Raw genomic sequence first — 22,711 nt, 5'->3', positions numbered from 1 at the left:
TGACTCCTTGCGATGACGGCCAGGCGTCGTTGCCGGGCGCCGGCGTGACCGTACCGCCACGAAAGGTTTACAGCAAGAGAGTTGAAAGTCATAGCAATTGCTTTCATCCGCAACCTTGACGTGCCCTTCTCAACTCCCTCACGCTCACCAGTGGTTGAAGCCCTGGCCCTTGAGCTGAAACGGCCTGTGGCCCACCCCGCTCACGCGGTGGTGGGCCACAGGCCGTCGTGCCGGAGTCGTCGTCAGGCCGTCGTCCACCACACCGTGGTGTCCGACGGGACCTTCGTCTCGCCTTCGGCCTCGGTGACCTCGCCGCTGGTCAGCAGCACACGGCCGTAGGCCGGGAGGGTCACGGACTCGCCGGTGGTGTTCGCCACGCACACGAACTCGCCGCGGCGGAACGCCAGGACGCCCTCGGGTGCGCGCAGCCACTCCACCGAGTCGCCGGCGCCCAGGTCGGGCCGGGCGCGGCGGACGGCGAGCGCGGAGCGGTACAGCTCCAGGGTGGAGTCGGCGTCGCCGGTCTGCGCCTCGACGCTCAGCTCGCCCCAGCCCGCCGGCTGCGGCAGCCAGCTACCACCGGCGCCGAAACCGTACGACGATCCCGTGCGCGTCCACGGGATCGGCACCCGGCAGCCGTCGCGGAAGCCGTCCTGGCCGGCGCCGCGGAAGTACGCCGGGTCCTGGCGGACCTCGTCCGGCAGGTCGACGACGTCCGGAAGGCCGAGCTCCTCGCCCTGGTAGATGTACGCCGAGCCGGGCAGGGCCAGCATCAGCAGCGAGGCGGCGCGGGCACGGCGCAGGCCCAGCGCGCGGTCGCCGGCGGTGCGGATCTGGGTGCCGAGGCCGGGCGGGTTGGCGAAGCGGGTGGCGTGCCGGGTGACGTCGTGGTTGGACAGCACCCAGGTGGCGGGGGCGCCGACGGGGCGCATGGCCTCCAGGGTGCGGTCGACGCACTTGCGCAGTTCCTCGGCGTCCCAGTCCGTCGACAGGTACTGGAAGTTGAAGGCCTGGTGCAGCTCGTCGGGACGGACGTAGTTGGCCGTCCGTTCGACGGTCGGGGTCCACGCCTCGGCGACGAAGATGCGCTCACCCGCGTACTCGTCGAGGATCGTGCGCCACTGGCGGTAGATCTCGTGCACACCGTCCTGGTCGAAGAACGGCATGACATCGTTGCCCAGCAGCTTGAGTTGATCATGGGATCCGAGGTCGGGCAGCCCCTGAGCCTTCACCAGGCCGTGGGCGACGTCGATACGGAAGCCGTCGACGCCCATGTCGAGCCAGAAGCGCAGAATCGAGCGGAACTCGTCGCCGACCGCCGGGTGCTCCCAGTTGAAGTCGGGCTGCTCGGGGGCGAAGAGGTGGAGGTACCACTCGCCGGGGGTGCCGTCGGGCTCGGTGACCCGCGTCCAGGCGGGGCCGCCGAAGATGGACTCCCAGTCGTTGGGCGGCAGTTCGCCGTCCGCGCCCTTGCCGGGACGGAAGTGGTAGCGGTCGCGCAGCGGGGAGCCCGGCCCCTCCGCGACGGCACGCTTGAACCACTCGTGCTGGTCGGAGGAGTGGTTGGGGACCAGGTCGACGATGATCCGCAGGCCCAGTTCGCGGGCGTCGCGGATCAGCGCGTCCGCGTCGAGCAGGTTGCCGAACATGGGGTCCACGGCCCGGTAGTCGGCGACGTCGTAGCCGGCGTCGGCCTGCGGCGAGGCGTAGAAGGGGCTCAGCCACACGGCGTCGACACCGAGGTCGCGCAGGTAAGGGAGTCGGGAGCGTACGCCTTCCAGGTCGCCCATGCCGTCGCCGTTGCTGTCGGCGAAGCTGCGCGGATAGACCTGGTAGATCACCGCGTCCCGCCACCAGTCTCGGCGCTTGGCGACGGTGACGACAGCGGAGGTTTCGGCCGGGGCTGTGGGGTGCTGGCTCATGGCGTCCTTGTTGCGTAACGGGGTGACGAGGCGGCCGCGATGACAGCGGGGTCGGATGGACACCGCGACCGCCTCGGGTTCATGGGGTGAAGGGGGGCAGCGCCCCCTTCAGGGGCGCGGGGAGCTGCGCGACCAGCCACGACGGCGCCGCGGACGATCGGCAGCCGACGTCAGCCCTTCGTGCCGCCGGCGGTAAGCCCGGTGACCAGGTTCCGCTGCACGAAGTAGAAGAACGCGGACACCGGTATGGCGATCAGCACCGCCGTCGCGGCCATGAGGTTGCGCTGCGCGTCGTGCTCGCTGACGAAGGTCTGGAGCCCGACCGCGAAGGTGTACTTCGTGTCGGACAGCATGAACGTCGACGCGAACGCGACCTCGCCGAAGGCCGTGAGGAAGCTGTAGAACGCGGCGACCGCCAGACCCGGCTTGGCCAGCGGCAGGATCAGCCGCCCGAACGTGCCGAAGGGGCTCAGCCCGTCCACGCGTCCCGCCTCGTCGATCTCGAACGGGATCGTGTCGAAGTAGCCCTTCATCAGCCAGGCGCAGTACGGCACGGTCGTCGAGCAGTAGACGAGGATGAGCCCGAGGTAGTTGTCGATGAGCTGGACGTCGGACAGGATCTGGTACATCGGCACCATCAGGACGGCGACCGGGAACATCTGGGTCACGAGCAGCACCCACATGAACTTCTTGTAGCCCGGGAAGCGCATCCGCGAGACCGCGTAGCCGGTGGTCGCGGAGATCACGACGCCGATGAGCGTGGTGCCCAGCGTGACGATCAGGGTGCTCCCCAGCCAGTCGAGGAACTTCGTCTCCTGAAGGACGAACGTGTAGTTGTCCAGCGTCATCTTCCCCCAGATACCGCCGGGGTGAAGGTAGTCGTCCTTGTCCGGGCCGAGCGACAGGAAGACCAGCCACGCCACCGGGAAGAGCGCGATCAGGCTGGCCGCGATGAGGATGCCGTGGGAGACGAAGGACGTCCTGCGGCTGTTCTCGCCGCGGCGCACCCCGCGCGGGGTGGCCGGCTTCACCGAGTCCTGCTTGTTCACCGGGTTCTCAACAGTGGTCGTAGTCATGGGGACTCCTGCCTCAGATCGCGAGCTGCTGCTCATTGCGGTTCAGCCAGCGGCGGTAGAAGGAGGTGAAGACGATCAGGATGGCCAGCAGCAGCATGCCGTAGGCGGCCGACTGCGCGAAGTCGCGCGGCTGCTGTCCGAAGCCGAGGTAGTAGGCCCAGGTGACCAGGATCTGGGCGTCCGGTGCGGTGTCTCCGAACAGCAGGAAGATGATGGCGAACTGGTTGAAGGTCCAGATGATGCCGAGCAGGACGACGGTGGAGCTGACGGACCTCAGGCCCGGCAGGGTGACGTACCGGAACTGCTGCCACCTGCTGGCACCGTCCATCTCGGCGGCCTCGTACAGCGAGGAGTCGATGGACTGGAGCCCGCCGAGCAGCGAGAGCATCATGAACGGCACACCGCACCAGGTGTTGACCATGATCGCGGCGAACCGCTGCCAGAAGGTGTCCTCCAGCCACAGCGGCGTCGGCAGGTGCAGTGTCTCCAGGAACGAGTTGATGATGCCGCCGTCGGCGAGCATGAACCGCCAGCCGAAGACGGTGACGAAGGTCGGCACGGCCCACGGCAGGATCAGGATCAGCCGGTACAGGGTGCGCCCGCGCAGCTTCTGGTTGAGCAGCAGGGCGAGGCCCAGGCCGATCGTGTAGTGGAGGGTGACGCAGGCCGCCGTCCAGAAGATCGTCCAGATGAAGTGCGACCAGAAGCGGTCGTACGCCGTGTCGCCCCACAGGATGTCGGCGTAGTTGTCGAAGCCGATGAACTTGTAGGTGGCCTCGATCTCGTTGACGCCGATGGTGCGGGCGCTGTTGAGGCTGTTGGCGTCGGTGAGCGTGAGGTAGAAGCCGTACACCAGCGGATACAGCACGAGGACGCCGAGGACGATCACCACCGGAGCGATCATCGCGTAGGCGTACCAGTGCTTCTGGTAGCCGTGCTTCAGGCGCTGGCCCAGTCCGGGCCGCGGCGCGCGGTCACCGCGGCGCTTGCCGGTCGCGCGGTCGATGGCGACTGTCATGGTTCGACAACCTTCTCGAAGATCAGCAGATCAGGGGGTGTACGGCGCACAGGCCGGTGGCCGCCGGATCTCTCCCCCCTTGAGCAGGGAGATCCGGCGGCCACTCGGGGTCACTTGCTGAAGTCCGGGACCAGCTTGGCGATGGAGGTCTCGGCGGTGCTCAGGCCCTTGTCCAGGGACTCCTTGCCACCGGCGATCTTCAGCAGCTCGGTGTCCAGCGGACCCCACAGGGAGCTGTACTCCGGCAGCGCCGGGCGCGGCTGGGCGGCGGCGAGGACGCCCTGGTAGCCGGCGATGCCCGGGTCGGCCTTGACCTCGGCGGTGTAGGCGTCGTCACGGGTGGGCAGCGTGCTGTTCTTCAGGGCGATGGTCTCCTGGGCCTTCGCCGAGGTCATGAAGTTCACGAACTTCAGCGCGGCCTTCTGGTGCGCCTCGTCGGAGCCGGCGTACACGGAGAGGTTGTGGCCGCCGGTCGGGGCGCCCGCCTTGCCGGCGGAGCCGGCCGGGACGGTGGCGATGCCGAGGTTGGCCTTGTCCTTGAACGCGGAGCCCTTGTAGAAGTTGGTGATCTCCCACGGACCCTGCATGATCGCGGCGACCTTGCCGTTGACGAACGCCTCCTGGATGTGGGCGTAGGCGTCGGCGGTGGTGTCGGCCTTGTGCAGGCCCTTGCCGTCGAAGAGGCTCAGCCAGGTGCCGTAGCCCTTCTTGGCCTCGGCCGAGTTGACGGTGACCTTCTTGGCGTCGGCGTCGACGGTGTCGGTGCCCTCGCCGTAGAGGAACGTCTGGGCGTAGTAGGCCTGGGTGGAGCCCCAGTAACCGTCGACGCCGGTCTTGCCCTTGATCTTGGCGGCGGCCTTCTTCAGGTCGTCCCAGGTCTTGGGGGCCTCGACGCCGGCCTTCTTGAACAGGTCCTTGTTGTAGACGAAGGCGAGGGTGTCCGTGGTGAACGGAGCGCCGTAGATCTTGCCCTCGTACTTGGCCTGCTCGATCAGGCTGGGCTGGAACTTGGCCTGGTCGGTGAGGGCCTCGGTGCCGTCCAGCGGCAGGAAGAAGCCCTTCTTCGCGAAGGCGGGGGTCCAGCCGACCTCGGAGCGCAGGATGTCCGGGGCGCCCTTGGAACCGGCGGCGGTGTCGAACTTGTTCTGCGCCTGGTCGAAGGGGACGTTGACGTACTTGACCTTGATGTCCTTGTTGGCGGCCTCGAAGTCCTTGACCAAGGCCTGGTACGTCGGCGCCTCGTTGGTGGCGTTGGAGGTGTCCCACCAGGTGATGGTGACCGGCCCGCTCGAGTCGCTGCCACTGTCGTCCCCGCCGCCGCAGGCCGTCGCCGCGAGGGCGAGGGACGCCACCAGCGCGGTGGCCGCTATGCCACGCCGCATGAGTTCTCCTTGAGGGTGAAAGCCCGTGTGATGCAAGGGCGGCCCCGTCTGCCTGCCCTGCCGTCATGCCGACTGCGCCGTTGCGGCCGCCGGGCGACGTGAACGTAACAGCGCTGAAAGACTTACGAAAGACCTTGCAGAAAAAAAGTGCAAGAGAACACGGAAGTTACCGGGGTGTGACCGCACGGCGACCACCATGAGACGCTTCTTTACAGCGGTAGAGCGGCACTCGGGCCACTTGTGCAAGACTCTGCAAGCTCTTGCCGTCACTTTCACAAGGGAGCGCGATGACGCAGCAGCCCGGGTCGGGCCGGCCAATAGGTCGCCCACGGCGTCCGATTGGTGTGCAAGGCGACATACGGCCGGTACAGTCCGGTGGCGTGACCACACGGCTTGCCGACATCGCTGCCCAGGCAGGGGTGAGCGAAGCGACTGTCAGCCGCGTCCTCAACGGGAAGCCGGGCGTCGCCGCCACCACCCGCCAGTCCGTGCTGGCCGCACTCGACGTGCTCGGCTATGAGCGCCCGGTGAGGCTGCGCCAGCGCAGCGAGGGCCTGGTGGGTCTGATCACCCCGGAGCTGGAGAACCCGATATTCCCGGCCCTCGCCCAGGTCATCGGCCAGGCGTTGACCAGGCAGGGCTACACGCCGGTGCTGGCCACCCAGACCCCCGGCGGCTCCACGGAGGACGAGCTCACCGAGATGCTCGTGGACCGCGGGGTCGCGGGCATCATCTACGTCTCCGGTCTGCACGCCGACACCACCGCCGACATGCAGCGCTATGAACGACTGCGCGCCCAGGGCGTCCCCTTCGTCCTGGTGGACGGCTTCTCCCCCAAGGTCCAGGCACCGTTCATCTCCCCCGACGACCGCGCGGCGATGACCCTGGCCGTGACGCATCTCGCCTCCCTGGGTCACACCCGCATCGGCCTGGCCCTCGGCCCCAAGCGCTTCGTCCCGGTCCAGCGCAAGATCGAGGGCTTCGTCCGCGCGATGCAGGACCAGCTCGACCTGCCGTCGGACGTCGTCGAGACCGAGCTGATCCAGCACTCCCTCTACACGCTGGAGGGCGGCCAGGCGGCGGCCACGGCCCTCATCGAGCGCGGCTGCACCGCGGTGGTCTGCGCCAGCGACATGATGGCGCTGGGCGCGATACGGGCGGCCCGCAGTCACGGCCTCGAGGTCCCCACGGACATCTCGGTCGTGGGCTTCGACGACTCCCCCCTGATCGCCTTCACCGACCCGCCCCTGACGACGGTCCGCAAGCCGGTCCCGGCGATGGGCCAGGCCGCGGTGCGCACGTTGCTGGAGGAGGTCGGCGGGACTCCCGCGCCGCACAGCGAGTTCGTGTTCATGCCGGAGCTGGTGGTGCGCGGTTCGACCGCTTCGGCACCTGGTGACAGGGTTCGTCCCTAAGTCGTCCGCAGGACGGAGAATCACCATGCCCGCCCCTGCGTTGGTAGGAGAACGGACCGGTACGCGGGCCGTAGAACGTGCATCCTGAACCCAACCGGGGGATGATCGGTCGGGGAAGTCTTTTCTGGCAGACTCTGTGCCTATGGGTGACACGACCGTGACGACACTGGAGGGCCGGGAAGCGGCCGTTCCGCACCCCGTCGCGGACGAGACGGGGCGGGGACTCCTGCGCCGGCTCCGCACCCCACGCCGCCCTCGTCTCTGGTTCGAGATCCTGCTGATCGCGGTGAGTTACTGGACGTACTCACTGATCCGCAACGCGGTCCCGGAGCAGAAGGCCGAGGCGCTGCGCAACGCCGACTGGCTCTGGGAGCTGGAGCGCCACCTCGGCATCGCCGTGGAGGAGTCGGTCAACCATGCCGTGAACTCGGTGACTTGGCTCATCGTCGGCATGAACTACTACTACGCGACGCTGCATTTCATCATCACCCTCGGCGTCCTGATCTGGCTCTACCGCAGCCACCCCGGCCGCTACGCGGCGACCCGCCTGGTCCTGTTCGCCACCACCGGCGTGGCCCTGATCGGTTACTACCTGTATCCGCTCGCTCCCCCACGGCTGATGACGAACACCGGCTTCATCGACACGGTCCTGGTCCACGACACCTGGGGCTCGATGGCCTCCGGCGACCTGAAGAACATGTCGAACCAGTACGCCGCGATGCCGTCGATGCACATCGGCTGGTCGGTCTGGAGCGGCCTGACGATCTTCGCCCTGGCTAGGACCCCCTGGGTCCGCATCCTGGGCCTGCTCTACCCCACCGCCACCCTCATCGTGATCGTGGCAACGGCCAACCACTTCTGGCTGGACGCAGTCGGCGGCCTCATCTGCCTGGCCTTCGGCTACACGGTGGCACGCGTCTGGTACGGAGCGCTGCCGTACTCCCTGCCCCGGGCGGTGCCCGAGCCGCGTACGGAGGGCCGTGCCGGGGGGTGTCCGCCCGCAGCGGCGGGGGTCAACGAACAGCACAGCCTCCCCGACGGCAACCGCCCGACCGAGGACGGACACCCCCCGGCACGGCCCCGCACCACCACAAGACCGTAGGCACAGGGCGCACCCCCACGGGCGCCGCAGGCATCGAGACGCACCCCCACACACCGCCACAGGCACCGAGGCGCAACCCCACGAGCCGGGTGTCACGCCCCGTAGAACAGCTCGTCCACCACGCCCCGGGCCCGCCGAGTCGTACGCCGATAAGCGTCGAGCATGTCCCCCACGTGACCGGGCTCGTACCCCAGGTAGCGCCCCACGGCCGCCAGCTCGCGCGCGTCCGACGGGAAGGTGTCCCCCGCCCGCCCCCGCACCAGCATCACCGCGTTGCGCACGCGCGTGGCCAGCACCCATGCCTCGTCCAGGATCGCGGCCTCCTCGGCCGGAATGAGCCCGGCCGCACAGGCGGCGGCGAGGGCCTCCCGGGTCCGCGTCGTACGCAGCCCCGGCTCGGCCCACCCGTGCTGAAGCTGGAGGAGCTGCACCGTCCACTCCACGTCGGACAGCCCGCCAGGCCCGAGCTTGGAGTGCAGCTTGGGATCGGAGCCGCGCGGCAGCCGCTCGGACTCCATGCGGGCCTTCAGCCGCCGGATCTCCCGTACGGCGTCGTCGCCGAGCCCCTCGGCGGGATAGCGCAGCGGATCGATCAACTCGATGAACCGCCCCGCCAGCTCCGTGTCCCCCGCGACCGGCTCGGCCCGCAGCAGCGCCTGCGACTCCCACACCAGCGACCACCGCCGGTAGTAGGCCGCGTACGAGTTCAGCGTGCGCACCGTCGGCCCCGACTTGCCCTCCGGCCGCAGATCGGCGTCGATCAGCAGCGGCGGATCCGCGCTGGGTACCTGGAGCAGCCGCCGCATCTCGCTGACGACCCGGTTCGCGGCAGCGGCCGCCTCGTGCTCGTCGACCCCGTCCCGCGGCTCGTGCACGAACAGGACGTCGGCGTCACTGCCGTATCCCAGCTCGTGCCCGCCGAACCGCCCCATGCCGATGATCGCGAAGCGGGTCGGCAGGGTGTCCCCCCAGCCCTCCCGGACGACGGCCCGCAAGGTACCCGCCAGGGTCGCCGCGGTCAGATCGGACACCGCGGCCCCGACCCGGTCCACCAGCGCGCCCTGATCCGCCTCGGCGGGCTTGGTCTCGGTGCCGTAGGAGTCGACGATGTCGGCGGCCGCCGTACGGAACAGCTCCCGGCGCCGCACGCCACGGGCGGCCGTGACCGCCTGGACGTCGCCCTCCGCGCGGCCGACCGCGGCGAGGGTCTCCTGCTCCAGGTGTGCGCGCGAGCGCGGTTCGAGACCGCTGCCGCCGTCGCCGTCGCCGAGCAGCGCGACCGCTTCGGGTGCCCGCATCAGCAGGTCGGGGGCAAGCCGGCCGGCCGACAGCACCCGGGCGAGGTTCTCGGCGGCGGCGCCCTCGTCCCGCAACAGCCGCAGATACCAAGGCGTCTTGCCGAGCGCGTCGGACACCTTCCGGAAGTTCAGCAGCCCCGCGTCCGGATCGGCGGAGTCGGCGAACCAGCCCAACAGGACGGGCAGCAGCGTGCGTTGGATCGCCGCCTTCCGCGTGACCCCGGAGGCCAGCGCCTCCAGATGCCTGAGCGCGGCGGCCGGATCGGCGTAACCGAGCGCGACCAGCCGCTCCCGTGCCGCCCCGGCACTCAACCGGGCCTCGCCGGGCGCGAGTTGGGCGACGGCGTCGAGCAGCGGCCGGTAGAAGAGCTTCTCGTGCAGCCGCCGTACGACACTCGTGTGCCGCTTCCACTCGCGGTTCAGCTCGGCGACCGGATCGGCACGCAGCCCGAGCGAGCGCCCGATGCGCCGCAGGTCGGCCTCGTCCTCGGGCACCAGATGGGTGCGCCGCAGCCGGTAGAGCTGGATGCGGTGCTCCATGGAGCGCAGGAAGCGGTACGCGGTGTCGAGCTGCGCGGCGTCCGCGCGCCCGACGTAGCCGCCCGCGGCGAGCGCCTGCAAGGCGTCCAGGGTGGTGCCGCTGCGCAGCGAGGCGTCGTCGCGGCCGTGCACCAACTGCAGGAGCTGTACGGCGAACTCGACGTCCCGCAGCCCGCCCGGGCCGAGCTTGAGCTGCCGGTCCAGCTCCGAGACCGGGATGTTCTCGACGACCCTGCGCCGCATCTTCTGCACGTCGGCGACGAAGTTCTCCCGCTCGGCGGCCTTCCAGACCAGCGGTTCGAGGGCGTCCACGTACTCCTCGCCGAGCTCGATGTCGCCGGCCACCGGGCGGGCCTTGAGCAGCGCCTGGAACTCCCAGGTCTTGGCCCAGCGCCGGTAGTAGGCGAGATGGCTGCTGAGCGTGCGCACCAGGGGGCCGTTCCTGCCCTCGGGGCGCAGGTTGGCGTCCACGGGCCAGATGGAGCCCTCGACGGTGGTCTCGGAGCAGATCCGCATCATGTGCGAGGCGAGCTTGGTGGCCGAGCGCAGGGCCTTGCCCTCATCGGCTCCGTCCGCGGTCTCACCGACGAAGATGACGTCGACGTCGGAGACGTAATTGAGCTCGTGGCCCCCGCACTTGCCCATCGCGATGACCGCGAGCCGGCACTGGGCGGCGTCCTCGGGCGCGGCGGCGCGGGCGATGGCGAGGGCGGCGCGCAGGGTCGCGGTGGCGAGGTCGGCGAGCTCGGCGGCGGTCTGGGCGAGGTCGGTGGTGCCGCACACGTCGCGCGCGGCGATGGACAGCAGACAGCGCCGGTAGGCGACGCGCAGGGACACCGGGTCGGTGGCGTCGGCGAGGCCCTGCTCGAACTCCTCGACCTCGGGGTGCAGGTCGCGCGGTTCGTACGTGACCAGCGCCTGCCAGTCGGCGGGGTGACGGGCGAGGTGGTCGGCGAGCGCGGCGGAGGCGCCGAGCACGCCGAGCAGCCGGTCGCGCAGCGGCTTGGCCGCTATCACCGTGTCGAGCAGTTCCCGCTGGGCGGTGGGGTCGGGCTGGGCCTCGACGAGCCGGACCAGGCCGTCCAGGGTGAGGTCGGGGTCGGCGGTGGCGCCGAGGGCCTCCAGCAGCACCGGATCGTTGCGGATCGGCGCGAGCTCGGGGCTCTCCAGGAGCCGCTCGGCGGCCGAGGGGTCGGTGAATCCGTGCCGCAGCAGCCGCGTGAAGGTGCTGCTCCTGCGCCCCGGCGCCGTCATGCTCGCCCTCCCGTCCGATCGGGGTCGTACGCACCCGATCAAGGTCGTACGCGGTCGAGCCTAACCGCAGACCCTGGAAGTGGCGCCGATGAGTTACGGCGGTCAGGACGGTCTTTCCTGTAGAGGGAGAGGTCCGGCGACACATCTGGAGGCGGCCGATGACCGACAACCAACCACAGACCCGACTGGACGCGCGCTACAGCGACGAGACGGCCACGGCGACTGCCTGGCCGGAGGCGGAGAAGCTGCTGTCCGAGGCCGAGCTGTTCTGGATCTCGACGGTACGGCCGGACGGGCGTCCGCATGTGACCCCGCTGCCGGCGGTGTGGTCGCGGGGTGCGCTGCACTTCTGCACGGGCCCGGAGGAGCGCAAGGCGAGGAACCTCGCGGAGAACCCGAACCTGGTGCTGACGACCGGCGCGAATCTCTGGAACGAGGGCTACGACCTGGTGGTGGAGGGAGTGGCGGAACGGATCACCGACGACGCCCGGCTGCGCGAGCTGGCGGTGGCGTGGGAGACGAAGTACGGGCCCTTCTGGCACTTCGAGGTGGGGAACGGAGCATTCCGGCACGGATCGGGACACGCTTACGTGTTTTCGGTGGCGCCCCGTACGGTTTTCGGCTTCGGTAAGGGTGAGCCGTTCAGCCAGACCCGCTGGCGATTCACCATGGAGGACCACCGATGGACTTCACCCTCGAAGTGATCCCGCTGCCCGTGAGCGACATCGACCGGGCTCGCGACTTCTACCGGGACAAGGTCGGCTTCCACGTCGACATCGACCAGGAGGTCATGCCGGGCATGCGCATCGTCCAGCTCACCCCTCCGGGTTCCGGCTGTTCGATCGCCCTCGGCGACAGCATCTGGGACATGACCAAGGGCGAGACCAAGCCGGAGCCCGGCTCCTACCAGGGCCTGCAGCTCTGCGTGGCCGACATCAAGGCGGCCCACGCCGAGCTGGTCGAACGCGGCCTGGAGATCGCCGAGCCGGTCCAGTACACCCCCGACGACGGCGCCACCTTCATGTACTTCACCGACCCGGACGGCAACGGCTGGTCCATCCAGGAGTACCGCCGCCGAGCGACGGAACCACTGCACGAGGTCTTGTCGAAGCAGGCGAACCAGTAGGAGCCGACGAAAGGGCGCGGGGCACGTCGAGCCGACGTCGCCCCGCGCCCCACGCTGCCGGCTCGTTTGCTATGGCTTGAGCCGGTACTCGGCTACGGCTTCCGGCGTCACGTCTCGAACCAGTGCATCGACATCTTCCACGTGAGATTGCTGACCGTCGGACTCTGTGGACCCGTATTTGGTGTTGAGAAAAGGAATCCCCGACACCGTCGATTTACCCGGTGGGTCGAACTTGATGTAAGTCTCTGCGTAAGGACCGTCGTCCAGGATCTGACGCATGAGAGTGGAGCGCTTGAACAAGGTTTTCGAACACATGGCGTAGCCACAGCCGTCAGCATCATTCTTCATTGACTCGCGCGTAATCAGGACGAGGTTCACAATGATGCGTACGACCCCCTCCTTCTTGGCATCGGCATCAAAAACGAATGACGCCTCATACTTCTGCCCGGGTGTCAGGGATTCCCTCCCCGGCAAGACATCACCGACCCTGAGAAGCCTCACGCTTTCCGCCATGTAATTCAGGTCGGGCGAGACCACGTCCATTGCTGAATTCATACTCTCTCTATCGACGTTCATGTCATAGCCGATGACCTTATACAGTGATCCGAGAGAGTCGACGGTTCCTTCGCCATTATTTTGAATCGTGACCGTACCCCGCAAATGCGAAATATTGCGAGAGCGGCCCAGTTCCTCGATCCTGGCGTGTACATTCACTTCCGGGCGACTATGAGCCGGCTGATAGAAGCTCTGGATCCAGAACTGAAGGAGCCCGGCCAACGGAAGGAGGGCTACGAAGAAGCCCCAAGCCGCACCGAAGTGAATCATCCCGGTGACCCACACAAAGAAAACAACCGCCAAGGCGCCGAGTGTCAGGGCTGCCGAAATTAGCAGGATCAAGATATCCAGGCCGTCATGGACAGGGCTGCGCATTTCGATCAGGATCGGAATAAAAAGGAATGGAAGAGCCCCCAACTGGGCAGCAAAAACCCATGGCCACAATTTCCAATCCCATGCCCGCCCACTCAACTCACCCACAACGCCGATGCAGGCAATGGTGTTGAGAATAAAGACCGTGAATCGCATTGCGACCGAAAGCGAGGGGATGAGACTCTCGACGCGACCCATGTCCGGCAGACTGAAGCCCAAGAATGCCAAAGCGTCAATCGCCAAGAGAACAGCCAGAAAGACACCCCAGCCTCGGTTTTGCGACAGCCACGAGTCCGCCTCATCTTGGCGGCCGGGTCGAGTACCGGCCCGCGATCCAAGTGGGCGAAGCACTGCTGGGCGAAGTTCCATATCCCCTGAGGATATGGACGGCCCAGCTTGATGCGATACCGCCGGACGAAGTAATCAGCGCAAGAAGCCTTTGAGTGGCCCTACGGGACTGGGAACCTCGGCGCCTGCTATATCTGCGGCTTGCGTTTTGTGGAAGCTTTCGTCAATCGGCGCGGATCATCTTTCCCAAGGCACTTGTCGAGCGGTCGGCGTATTTCGCCCTCGGGCCGACGGTCTACGTCCGCCGGCCCATCCGCCGAATCAGCAGAGAGCTGACCTGACCTGCCCCTACAGCACCGGCAGGTTCTTCCGCAGTTCGAACGCGGTCACCTCGGACCGGTACTCCTCCCACTCCTGCCGCTTGTTGCGCAGGAAGTGATGCGACCCAGAAGCGACCTCTCGTGGTCGACGTCTGGGCAGCCCTGGCAGGCGCCCGAGAAGTCATCGTTGGTCGTCATCGGTCGCCCTGGGCCGGCCTCCGACGGCCCACAGACGGCCCGAGCCTTGTCTCGGCCGCGGGCTCGGCAGATTTACAGCGGGCTGGCTCTGATCACCCTGACCAGGTGATTCGATCGCTCACGGCTTCTCTGGGGGACGTCTGGGGGCGACGACACGCAACTGGTGGCAAAAACATGATCGACCTGACTTCGTCAGTACTGGGTCTAGAGGTCGTTAGGCGCCCTCCGGGACCGATAGAGGGCCCCAGCGAAACGCGGTCCCCCTGAACGTCGCTCCGTCGAAGCCGACCATGCCGCCGCTGAACCTCGACCGTTCGAAACCGACGGTGCCGCCGCTGAACTCAGCGCCAACGAAGGTGACCGTGCTGCCGCTGAACTCCACGTCATTGAACCCGACCAAGCTGCCGCTGAATGCTGCGCCGTCGAAGACGACCCTGCCGCCCCTGAACCCCGCGCGGTGGAAGTTGACCGTGCCGCTGTTGAACTCGGCTCCGTGGAAGCTGACCGTGCCGCTACTGAACTCCGCGTCGACGAAGGCGACCGTGCTGCCCCTGAACCCCGCGCCATTGAAACTGGCCATGCTGCCGCTGAACTTCGTGTAACTGAAGGCGACCATGCCCGTTCTGAACTCCACGTCGGCGAAGTCGACGACCGTGTGGTCGGTGAACTCCGCTTCATTGAACGTGACCGTGCCCCCGCTGAACATGGCGCCGCGAAAGGTGACCACCCTGCCGCTGAACACCGCGCGGTCGAAGGCGACTCTGCCGCGGAAGTGGACTGCTGAGAAGTCGCCGCCATCGAAGACCGCTCCGGTGAAATCGAAGTTGTACGAGCACCAGGCGGTGGGGACGTCCGGCTGCTGTAGGTGGGATCGGATAACGCGGATGATGGTCTGCCGGACTTCCCGCTCTCCCACCCGGTGGCCAGGTTCTGTCGCGTCGGGTTCGTAGGGCATGCGCAGGTAGGCGCACAGGACGTCGATGCAGACCTGGCGTTGTTCTTCCCAGTCGTCGGCGAGGCGGGCGAGGGCGTAAACGCCGGCGAGGCGCACCGCGGCCTGGTCGTGGCCGAGCTGTTCGGCGGCGGCGGTGTAGCGGTCGGCGAGCTGGCTTGCGTCCGCGCGATGTGCGTCGCCCTCGGCCAGGAGCTGTTTGCGGTAGGCATAGAGACCGGCGAGGACGGCACCGATCAAGGTCAGCGTGGTGACAGTCGCTTTGAGGACATCGTTGATGTTGACCGGTTTGGAGGGCTTCTGGTCAGCGGCTGCCTGCGCAAAATACTCGTAGGCGTAGTAGTAGATGCCCCAGCCGAGAGCACCGGCGGCTATCAGGGCCACGGGTGCCACGATCCAAACAGGCAGGAGGTTCGGGGTGTACCGGCCCCGTGGGGCCTGTTGTTTGTGCCGCAGTGAGAATGCCACTTCAGGAGCATGGAACCCTGAGACCGCCAGGGGCAGCGGCTTGAGGAAAAAGACCCGAAGGCCCCGGCCCGTCCGAGGCGGGGCCTGATCCCGTAGGTACCGCGCTTGCGCAGTGGCGGCTTTCAAGATCGCTTCGAACTGGCACCACGTGTGACGTGCGCTTTCCTCAATAAGGCATCCCTAGATGTCCTGGCCGAGGGATGGCCACGAGGCGCGTCGACGAAGTGTCACGCCCGGAGTTGCGACAGCGGGAGCGTGTCTACACCTGGTCCTCGCCAACCGGGGCCCCCGCCTGGCGGGCGGCCGGCGCCAGGCCGCGCGGAATCTCGATGCGGTGATGAAGCCTGATCTACCGCAGCACGCGTGCACGGGCGAGAGGGCTGACCTGCACCGATGGGACCGCGAGCTTCATTGTCAGTGCCCTAGTCGATACTGCAGTCAGCTCGTGCCGAACAGGCATGACCCAACGAAACGGGGCAAGTCTGACAATCTTAAACAAGAATCTCATATGCCATTCATAGGGAGATGCAACTACAGAGGAACATCACGTCTCCTAACATGGGTGAATGCTGAAGCGAAAGCTGGTCTTCTACCGCTGGGCGTCCATTGCCGGCCGAGACCCCTTTGACCCGCCTGCTGTCGCGCGTCGACTGACACAGGAAATCTCCGCGAACAGTTCATACCAAATGGTCGATAAGGATGGCGTGATCACCGCGGTTGAAGTGGTAGAGCCGGGGGGCGCTGGGGATCCGGTCAAGTTTCGAGTGTTGGCACTTCGAGGAATGGAGGATCGCCCCTTCAAGTGGGATCCTGACAGCTCGATCGGCCCAATCTCCCTACTGGCGAATGAATACCCGGCGGACGCGACTCATATTTCCATCTGGCCTGATGGATATTGTGCACATGACATGGGTAGGTACTCACCAAGACTCTCGCGACTCTCGTTTTTCTTGCGGCAGCGAATGAGGGAGTACGTCAGCTTTGATCCGCTCTACGATGAGGATGCATTCCGCAAACTGAGGGAAATGGAAGGGCAGCTTCGATCGTTCGACCTGGCGATGACTAAGCCGGAGTACGCAACCAGGCCGCGAGGGACGTTTGGGCATTTGTGGCCTGCCGTGGCGGGCGAGGAACTTCCATCCGTTCGCGTGAGTATGGGCATGGGCCGCTATGGTCCCAAAGATAAGTACATCGACCAGCACATTGAGGACGAGCTGCTTGAGCTCGCGGCTCAAGCGAGCGACTTGCTCACAGGCATGGTTGTCAGGGGACGAAACAAAAGGACCAATCGAATGGAGGTAGTTAATCTGCTCACAGATCGCCTCAATGTGGAGGTTGATCTGCCACAGCGTTCGGATATTCCGTCTGCGCCGCAAGTGAGTTCTGTTTTCTACGAACTCGAACAAGCATACAAGGACTTCAAGCGCAGGAACGTGTTCGAGACTGTCTCGACTGCGGAGCTGATGCACAAGGGATGATCTAAGGAGCAGGGGGATGGCATGTCCAGCTTGACAGTGACACTCAACCGGAACTGGTGGGTCATTCCCATAATCGCTTTTGTCGTCGCCGAGGTGACCACGGTTGTTATGCAAACTGTCGCAGGCCCGCAGCTCCTTGGCGCCATCAAACCCGACCTGCGCAAAGATATCTATTCGTCACTGACTGGCTCGTCCAGCGGACTGCTGGGATTTACTTTGGCTGCGGTGGCGATCCTGGCCGCATTTTCCCCTCGGAACGAGGCTAGAGGGCGAGATCGACGGCGAGAGCAAGACCTAGCCAAAGCACGCAACGATATCGCCAAGTGCCTTCTCGTTACGAGTGTTTTTCTTATGGCGATTCTCGTTACATCAACGGTGGGCATCGGGGCCGATGATGCCCCAAAGGCAAGTTTGCCTATTTCCACCATAGTGGCTTCATCTGGGTTCGCTAGCCTAGTGGGGCTACTCATTTCGGGCCTTGGAGTCACTCTTTCCATTCTGGAAAGAAATTCGATGTCGTGATTAGTCAGTCTCCGGGTGCTTCATCTTGGCGCGCTGCCCCTTGACGGACAACTGACCGTGCCTACCGTTATTTCTGGCGTCAAATATCGGCACGAAAAGGCCGGAGAGCCTTGATCACGGTGGGCTAGTGGGTGGGTGAGGCCGGCCGTGGCTTGAGGGGCCGGAGACGGCCGTAGGGAATTTCGAGGGGCTCGGGGAAGGTGAGCCCCTCTCCCGGTTAAGCGTTGGGGCGTGTGAACGTCAGGTACATGAAGAGGAAGGTGCCTAGAGCGAGAGCTGACACGCTCGCGGTCGCCATGGCCTGAAAGTACGAGACCTCTTCCATGACGCGGTGAAGGATGCCCGCGGCCCCTCCACCGATGATCGAGATCAAAACCACCATCCGTGCTTCGTGCTTCGCGTTCCTCGGGGGCTCGCCCCCGGAGAGCTGCATGTCCGTCATGGCTCTGCTCTGCCTTCGTGAGCCGCCTATTGGCGTCTGTCGGGATAGCCCCGCGTCGTGAGGCCCGTCGTCAGACAGGGATCTTCACGCACCGGAGAACGCAGTCCGAACCAAAATCGGGGGTTTGTGGTGTTCCTCACCGCTCACCCGTTCGGGTGGTGCGCCAGCAACTCGCCTGTGGTCAGCGGGAGTTGGACCGCTACACCCTTAAATCTCGTTCCCGAAAGGGTGAGCCGGCGGGGCCCCTCAGAGCCCGGACGGCAGCACCGGGCCCGCACCGCTGAAGTTCCTCAAGTGAGGGGCCAGCGGAGCTGCTGCTGGGCATCCTTGGCCCATGTCGCTCGCAGTAGTCGCCATCGTCGTGGCGTCCGTCAGTGCCCTCTTCACAGGGGCCAACATGCTCGTGTCTCTCGCCACGTACCGAAGGGTGCGACCCAGGGTCCGAATGTTGAAGTCCAAGGTCTTCGAGGGCAACAGGAAGGGGGAGCTGACGCACATCCCTGTTCTCCTGCATAGCAGTAGTCAGAACCCAGTCACACTTCGTACCATCAGGGTTGATTTTCGAGAACACCGCTTCAAGAAAGCTGGCGTCTACTTCGGGCAAGTACCTACGTTCGTATTGGGTAAACCGAACACGGCCATCGAGCCCTTCGGTAAGGGTGTGTGGATGGTTGCCATCGATTGGCTCGACGATTACCAATGGATCGAGGAAAAGTACTGCTGGTACAGAGTCTCGGCGGAGCTAACGAACGGCATGTTCATTCACGGGCGGTGGCACCGGAGACCTACTAAGCCGGTCGAACTGAGGCCGGATGAGCCCAATAACGGGCAACTCTCGTTTGATGATCTTGAAGTGGCGGGGTAGCTATGCCCTCAGGAGACATCGCGATCATCGTCGCATCGGTCAGTGCCCTCTTTACCGGGGCCAACATGACTGTCTCGCTTGCCACCTACCGACGGGGTCGGCCACGTGTCTCCATGGACGCTCGGTGGTACCCCGACGTGCAACCCATTGGCGACTATGACGCGGATGAAGGACTCTTTATCGTTCATCTCGTCAACAAGAGCCAGACCGCCGTGAAGGTAGCTAGGCTCACCCTTCGGATGGAGTTCGAGCGTCCCCGGAATCCCTTCCGCAGGCGAACCGGGGCTTTGTCCCAGTTGAAGATTGTCAAGGGTGAAGACGAGAAGGAGATTCCACCCTTCGGCGGTATCGAGTGGCAGGCTCAGACATTCACGGACTCCAGCCACATGGTTTCCGCTATCTCACGGGTGAGACTGACCGCAGTCCTGTCGAACGGCACCAAGGTCCGAAGCAAGTGGATCGGCAAGCCTCCCCCGAACACCTGGATTGCCGAAGAGACCGCTCGACTCCAAGCCCTCTTGGATCAGTTGCCCGACCGTCCCAAACAGCTCTCCTTCGAAGAGTTGGAAGAGGGGGAGTAGCCATGGAGCCTGACTGGGTGGCCCGAGGCATCGCCATCGCTGCTGCGAGTGCGGCAGCCACGAACGTCGTCTTCACGGCCCTGACGTACCGCCGAGTCCGCCCCAAGGTGAAGGTGTCGCTCTTCCGGGCCGGCGTGCGGACGGGCACGGAACGGAACCCCGAGGCGAGCGACTACAAGTTCATCCTGCGGTTCCGCAACGTCGGCACGACCCCGGTCAAGGTCGAGCGCATCGAGCTGGTGACGTATCTCAGGTGGTACAGGTCCAAGAGCCCCGAGCTGGTCAGGGGCAAGAGGTTCCACGAGGGTCACGACGAACCCCCGGTTGTGCCCGCTCTCGATGGCATGACGCACCCGTTCTACCTGCCTACGGGACGTTTGACGGACGCCAAGGAACGCAAGCATCTGAGGTTCCGGGCACTGCTGTCCAACGGCGAGAGCATCGTGAGCCCCAAGCTCAAGGACGACGAGTGGCTGTTGCCCGACGAGTGAGCCGGCCTGCGAGGACGCTCAACTCAAAGGTTCTGTGTCTATGCGGCGGCGTCTGGTCCGGGCCGCAAGTTCGCGCTCGCACCCTTTAGGCGGCGAATGGAATCCGTGCGGGCTTCGGCGTACGGTCTGTGAATCCGTGATCCGCCGGATGTGCCTCCCGTTGGGCGAGCCACCCAGAGACCCGCGGCCCGCCGTTCACCGCATTGCCCTCGCGGACCGTACGGATGTACGTGAAGCCTTGCGCGAGGTAATACCGCTGGAGTCCCTCGTTCGTCGTCCACGCGTCCAGTCGAACCCACCGGGCGCCCGCACGGTGCGCGCGGTCACAAGCCCAATCAAGCAGGCGGCCACCGAGGTTCTGGCCGGCATACTCGCGACCCACAGTCAGCTTGTTGACGAACATCGAGGGTTCAGCCAATTCCTTGTCGGTCCACAGTCCCTCTTCGGCGTCCGGAGTGAGCGTGATGGTGCCAGCCGTCGTGTGCCCATCACGGAGCATGAATACCGTGCCCGCTGTGATCGTGGCCAGTAGCTTGTCGGCTGGGTACGGACGACTCCACTGGTCGGAACCGAGGCCGCGTATCCAAGCTGCGGCTTCCTCGCGGAAGGCCAACAGCTTGGCTACGTCGTGCGGCTCTGCGGGGGTGATGATCACGCGCTCTCACTTCGGGCGGAAAGATCGCCGATCTCGTAGTTCATTCGGTTCAGGTCACCCCGGAAGGTCGTGATCGTGCATCGGATCGGGCGGTCTGCCGCGTAACCGGTCCTCGTCCAGAGCATTACCGGCACCCCTGCTCCGATCTCCAACAGGCGAGCCTCCTCCGGGGTGGGCATTCGAGAGGCGATCTCATCGAAGTACCCAATCTGCTCGATCCCTTGAGCGGCCAGGTACCGCGTTGTGCCTTCAGCGATGTCTCCAGGCTCGGCCAGTCGCGGCGACGCATCGACCAGCCACGACGGATAGTAGGTCGCCTGCGTGGACCAAGGAACGTCGTCCACATAGCGATGACAAAACCGCAATACCGTCTTCGTACCGGGCTCGACCTTAAGCCTCTGAGCGATCTCCTGAGACGCTGGCAGCATCTCGACACGGAACGTTTGGTGGGGCCGACGCCCCGCGCTCGTCACGTCCGTGTTGTAAGCATCGCCGTTCTGCGGGAACGACAAGTTCTCGAAGCGGGACGCATTGAGCTCGAACACCTCGTGAGACTTGACCTCATAGCCAAGTCCCTGGCTCGACGAGATCAACCCCTCGCTGACCAGCAAGCTCAGGCCGTTGCGAATGGTGTTCCGCGACGCGTCGAAACGCTGCTGTAGGTCGCTCTCTGAGGGCAGCCGCGCCCCTGGCGCGTGAATGCCGTCGGCGATCTCGCGACGTAGGACATCGGCGACCTGCCGGTACTTCGGCTGCTTGTTCATGCCCTCATCATGACGCACTCGCGCAACTTGTTGGTACATGTAGGGCCCAATCCCTTGACGACTCACTGTCCGTGGGTGCAGCATCACTACGTCAGCTTGTACCAACAAGCTGAGCAGGTGGTGCAACACCTTCAAGTGTGCCCTCCTGTGCTGACAGCGCCCCGAGGAAAGCCCCGCAAGGGGTGAGTACGAAGGCAGCGGTCGTTGGTTGAGAACTCAATAGAGGCGAGAAGTATCAGGCATCTGCGACAAGCCGTAGGCCCTGCCGTACGAGCAGCAAGCACCTTCTCCCATGCCGCCCCTGCCGGGCGGACAAACGATCCACGCGTGCGGTGAGACAAGGGCAAAGATCGCGGGTTCCGTCTGCCCGACTCGAAAGACGGCCGCGCGGCTGTGACCGCGCACTTCTCTCCGTTCCGCAGCGCCCGTGTGGGCATGCGGCCGGTTGCCTCCCTCGCCCGTCCGGCCGGTTCGGCTGTACGGGCGGGGCGTGGGGAGCCGGTACATCCCTTCGCCTCTTAGGAGTCCTGCATGTCTGCTTCCGTCGAGATCGTTTCGTTCGGCTACCTGCACGACGCTCCGCCGGCCGCGCACCTGACCATCGACCTGCGTCACCACTTCCGCGACCCACACGTATCGCCGGAACTGCGCTACATGACCGCCGACGACGCGCCGGTCCGCACCGCCGTGCTAAACACCCCCGGCATCACGGCCCTGGTGGAGGCCACCGCCACGGCGGTTGCCGCGTTCGCGTCCGGTCCCAGCGCCGGAACGGTCACCGTGGCCGACGGATGTGCCGGAGGCCGGCACCGCGCCCCGACCTTCGCCCGTGCCCTCGCGGAGCGGCTCACCGCCGCCGGGCACAGCGTGACCGTCTCGCACCGCGACATGGCCAAGGACGTCGTCCAGCGCTGACGACTGCCCGCGCCACAGGACCGAGCGCCTGTGGCAAGGGGAGCCGGCAGACCGACGGCCCTAACCACCCATTCAAGGGAGCGCCTCTCATGACTCAGCACGGCAACAGCAACATCAGCGGCGACGTGACCGGCACGCTCATTCAGGGCGAGGTCAACGGCACGGTCACCAACGAGCACCACGCCTCCCAGAACAACACCGTCGTGATCACTGGCGACAACGTCACGGTGCACGAGGGCGGCAACAAGAGCGGCATCCGCCAGAACTTCTGACCCTCGCTCTTCCAGCCCTCGCCGGGCCGATCCCGGGCCTACGCCGCAAACGCGGGCGAGGGCACGCACCACCCACTCATCCAGCAGCCGCGAGAGGAAACCCCGCCATGCCCAGGTTCCAGGTCCGAGGCACCGCGCACACCATGTGGACCGACGAGAAGCTTCACGTCGAAGCCAACGTCAGCGCCCGCAGCGTCGGACACGCCCTGACGACGGTCGCCGAACACATCGAGTCCGAGTACGAAGGCTTCTACTTCCAGGACGAGCGCGCCACCGCCGAGCAGGTCGACGGCCGCTGACCCCCGCACCATCGGCCCCGGCATCCAGCCGTGAAGGGCGCGGGATCGAATCCCGCCCGGGGCACTCCGGCCACCACTCGGTGGCCGCGCCGCACCCGCTCTGCGTGCGGCTCCTTCCCCTCAACGGCGCGCACCCCCGGA

General features: G+C 65.9%; 21 protein-coding genes and 1 pseudogene. 12 read left to right on the top strand and 10 right to left on the bottom strand.

The window, feature by feature from the left end:
• Positions 1–242: 242 nt before the first annotated feature.
• The 4 genes from ACZ69Q_RS20045 to ACZ69Q_RS20030 all read right to left on the bottom strand — a co-directional run bounded on the left by ACZ69Q_RS20045 (position 243) and on the right by ACZ69Q_RS20030 (position 5,398).
• Positions 243–1,922 carry a glycoside hydrolase family 13 protein gene (locus ACZ69Q_RS20045; protein WP_471043455.1) on the bottom strand — a complete coding sequence of 560 codons (1,680 nt, stop codon included), beginning with the start codon at positions 1,920–1,922 and terminating at the stop codon, positions 243–245.
• 170 nt (positions 1,923–2,092) lie between these two features.
• A complete protein-coding gene (locus ACZ69Q_RS20040) occupies positions 2,093–2,998 on the bottom strand; it encodes a sugar ABC transporter permease (RefSeq protein ID WP_471043452.1) in 906 nt (301 codons plus the stop codon).
• Positions 2,999–3,011: 13 nt separating this feature from the next.
• On the bottom strand, positions 3,012–4,016 hold the full coding sequence (locus tag ACZ69Q_RS20035; protein WP_471043450.1) for a carbohydrate ABC transporter permease: 1,005 nt from the start codon (positions 4,014–4,016) through the stop codon (positions 3,012–3,014).
• A gap of 110 nt (positions 4,017–4,126) precedes the next feature.
• Positions 4,127–5,398, bottom strand: a complete 1,272-nt coding sequence (locus ACZ69Q_RS20030; protein WP_471043447.1) for an extracellular solute-binding protein — start codon at positions 5,396–5,398, stop codon at positions 4,127–4,129.
• A 380-nt stretch (positions 5,399–5,778) separates the two neighbouring features.
• Here ACZ69Q_RS20030 and ACZ69Q_RS20025 point away from each other — a divergent pair, with 380 nt between their 5' ends.
• Positions 5,779–6,813: a LacI family DNA-binding transcriptional regulator gene (locus ACZ69Q_RS20025; protein WP_471043444.1), complete on the top strand. Its 1,035-nt coding sequence runs from the start codon at positions 5,779–5,781 to the stop codon at positions 6,811–6,813.
• Between the two features lie 142 nt (positions 6,814–6,955).
• Entirely contained in the window at positions 6,956–7,915 is a 960-nt protein-coding gene (locus ACZ69Q_RS20020) for a phosphatase PAP2 family protein (protein ID WP_471043441.1), read from the top strand.
• 92 nt (positions 7,916–8,007) lie between these two features.
• On the opposite strand, the gene ACZ69Q_RS20015 is transcribed toward ACZ69Q_RS20020, so the two are convergent.
• Positions 8,008–11,007 carry a bifunctional [glutamine synthetase] adenylyltransferase/[glutamine synthetase]-adenylyl-L-tyrosine phosphorylase gene (locus tag ACZ69Q_RS20015; RefSeq protein WP_471043440.1) on the bottom strand — a complete coding sequence of 1,000 codons (3,000 nt, stop codon included), beginning with the start codon at positions 11,005–11,007 and terminating at the stop codon, positions 8,008–8,010.
• A 158-nt stretch (positions 11,008–11,165) separates the two neighbouring features.
• Between ACZ69Q_RS20015 and ACZ69Q_RS20010 the strand changes: the two genes are divergently transcribed.
• Positions 11,166–11,711 carry a pyridoxamine 5'-phosphate oxidase family protein gene (locus ACZ69Q_RS20010; protein WP_471043437.1) on the top strand — a complete coding sequence of 182 codons (546 nt, stop codon included), beginning with the start codon at positions 11,166–11,168 and terminating at the stop codon, positions 11,709–11,711.
• On the top strand, positions 11,690–12,133 hold the full coding sequence (locus ACZ69Q_RS20005) for a VOC family protein (protein WP_471043435.1): 444 nt from the start codon (positions 11,690–11,692) through the stop codon (positions 12,131–12,133). Before ACZ69Q_RS20010 ends, ACZ69Q_RS20005 begins: the two co-directional genes overlap by 22 nt.
• 69 nt (positions 12,134–12,202) lie before the next feature.
• Here the strand turns inward: ACZ69Q_RS20005 and ACZ69Q_RS20000 are convergent, their stop codons facing one another.
• The 3 genes and pseudogenes from ACZ69Q_RS20000 to ACZ69Q_RS19990 form a co-directional block, all read right to left on the bottom strand.
• Positions 12,203–13,429: a hypothetical protein gene (locus ACZ69Q_RS20000; protein WP_471043432.1), complete on the bottom strand. Its 1,227-nt coding sequence runs from the start codon at positions 13,427–13,429 to the stop codon at positions 12,203–12,205.
• Between the two features lie 267 nt (positions 13,430–13,696).
• Positions 13,697–13,783, bottom strand: a pseudogene (locus ACZ69Q_RS19995) (glutamine synthetase); the annotation flags it as partial.
• A 297-nt stretch (positions 13,784–14,080) separates the two neighbouring features.
• Positions 14,081–15,202 carry a pentapeptide repeat-containing protein gene (locus tag ACZ69Q_RS19990; protein WP_471043429.1) on the bottom strand — a complete coding sequence of 374 codons (1,122 nt, stop codon included), beginning with the start codon at positions 15,200–15,202 and terminating at the stop codon, positions 14,081–14,083.
• A gap of 650 nt (positions 15,203–15,852) precedes the next feature.
• On the opposite strand from ACZ69Q_RS19990, the gene ACZ69Q_RS19985 reads away from it, so the two are divergent.
• From ACZ69Q_RS19985 to ACZ69Q_RS19965, 5 genes are all read left to right on the top strand, one after another.
• Entirely contained in the window at positions 15,853–16,764 is a 912-nt protein-coding gene (locus ACZ69Q_RS19985; protein WP_471043428.1) for a hypothetical protein, read from the top strand.
• 21 nt (positions 16,765–16,785) lie between these two features.
• The gene (locus ACZ69Q_RS19980; protein ID WP_471043425.1) at positions 16,786–17,286 is read left to right on the top strand and encodes a hypothetical protein; all 501 of its coding nucleotides are present in this window, start codon (positions 16,786–16,788) and stop codon (positions 17,284–17,286) included.
• A 776-nt stretch (positions 17,287–18,062) separates the two neighbouring features.
• Entirely contained in the window at positions 18,063–18,593 is a 531-nt protein-coding gene (locus ACZ69Q_RS19975) for a hypothetical protein (RefSeq protein WP_471043422.1), read from the top strand.
• Between the two features lie 2 nt (positions 18,594–18,595).
• Positions 18,596–19,174, top strand: coding sequence for a hypothetical protein (locus ACZ69Q_RS19970; protein WP_471043420.1), 579 nt, complete (start codon positions 18,596–18,598; stop codon positions 19,172–19,174).
• 2 nt (positions 19,175–19,176) lie between these two features.
• Entirely contained in the window at positions 19,177–19,665 is a 489-nt protein-coding gene (locus ACZ69Q_RS19965; RefSeq protein ID WP_471043418.1) for a hypothetical protein, read from the top strand.
• Between the two features lie 85 nt (positions 19,666–19,750).
• On the opposite strand, the gene ACZ69Q_RS19960 is transcribed toward ACZ69Q_RS19965, so the two are convergent.
• Complete coding sequence (locus ACZ69Q_RS19960; protein ID WP_471043415.1) at positions 19,751–20,320, bottom strand: GNAT family N-acetyltransferase; 570 nt, start codon at positions 20,318–20,320, stop codon at positions 19,751–19,753.
• Positions 20,317–21,084 (bottom strand): GntR family transcriptional regulator, encoded by a 768-nt coding sequence (locus ACZ69Q_RS19955; RefSeq protein ID WP_471043412.1) that lies wholly within the window; start codon positions 21,082–21,084, stop codon positions 20,317–20,319. Before ACZ69Q_RS19955 ends, ACZ69Q_RS19960 begins: the two co-directional genes overlap by 4 nt.
• Positions 21,085–21,615: 531 nt before the next feature.
• On the opposite strand from ACZ69Q_RS19955, the gene ACZ69Q_RS19950 reads away from it, so the two are divergent.
• The 3 genes from ACZ69Q_RS19950 (at position 21,616) to ACZ69Q_RS19940 (ending at position 22,570) form a co-directional block, all read left to right on the top strand.
• Positions 21,616–21,999 (top strand): RapZ C-terminal domain-containing protein, encoded by a 384-nt coding sequence (locus ACZ69Q_RS19950; protein ID WP_471043411.1) that lies wholly within the window; start codon positions 21,616–21,618, stop codon positions 21,997–21,999.
• Between the two features lie 89 nt (positions 22,000–22,088).
• Positions 22,089–22,271, top strand: a complete 183-nt coding sequence (locus ACZ69Q_RS19945) for a hypothetical protein (protein ID WP_471043408.1) — start codon at positions 22,089–22,091, stop codon at positions 22,269–22,271.
• A gap of 107 nt (positions 22,272–22,378) precedes the next feature.
• Positions 22,379–22,570, top strand: coding sequence for a hypothetical protein (locus ACZ69Q_RS19940; protein ID WP_471043406.1), 192 nt, complete (start codon positions 22,379–22,381; stop codon positions 22,568–22,570).
• The last annotated feature ends 141 nt before the right edge of the window (positions 22,571–22,711 follow it).

The sequence above is a fragment of the Streptomyces sp. NPDC036764 genome (assembly GCF_055609385.1).
The sequence above is the reverse complement of the archived record's forward strand: the minus strand, read 5'-3'. Positions and strand labels throughout refer to the sequence as shown.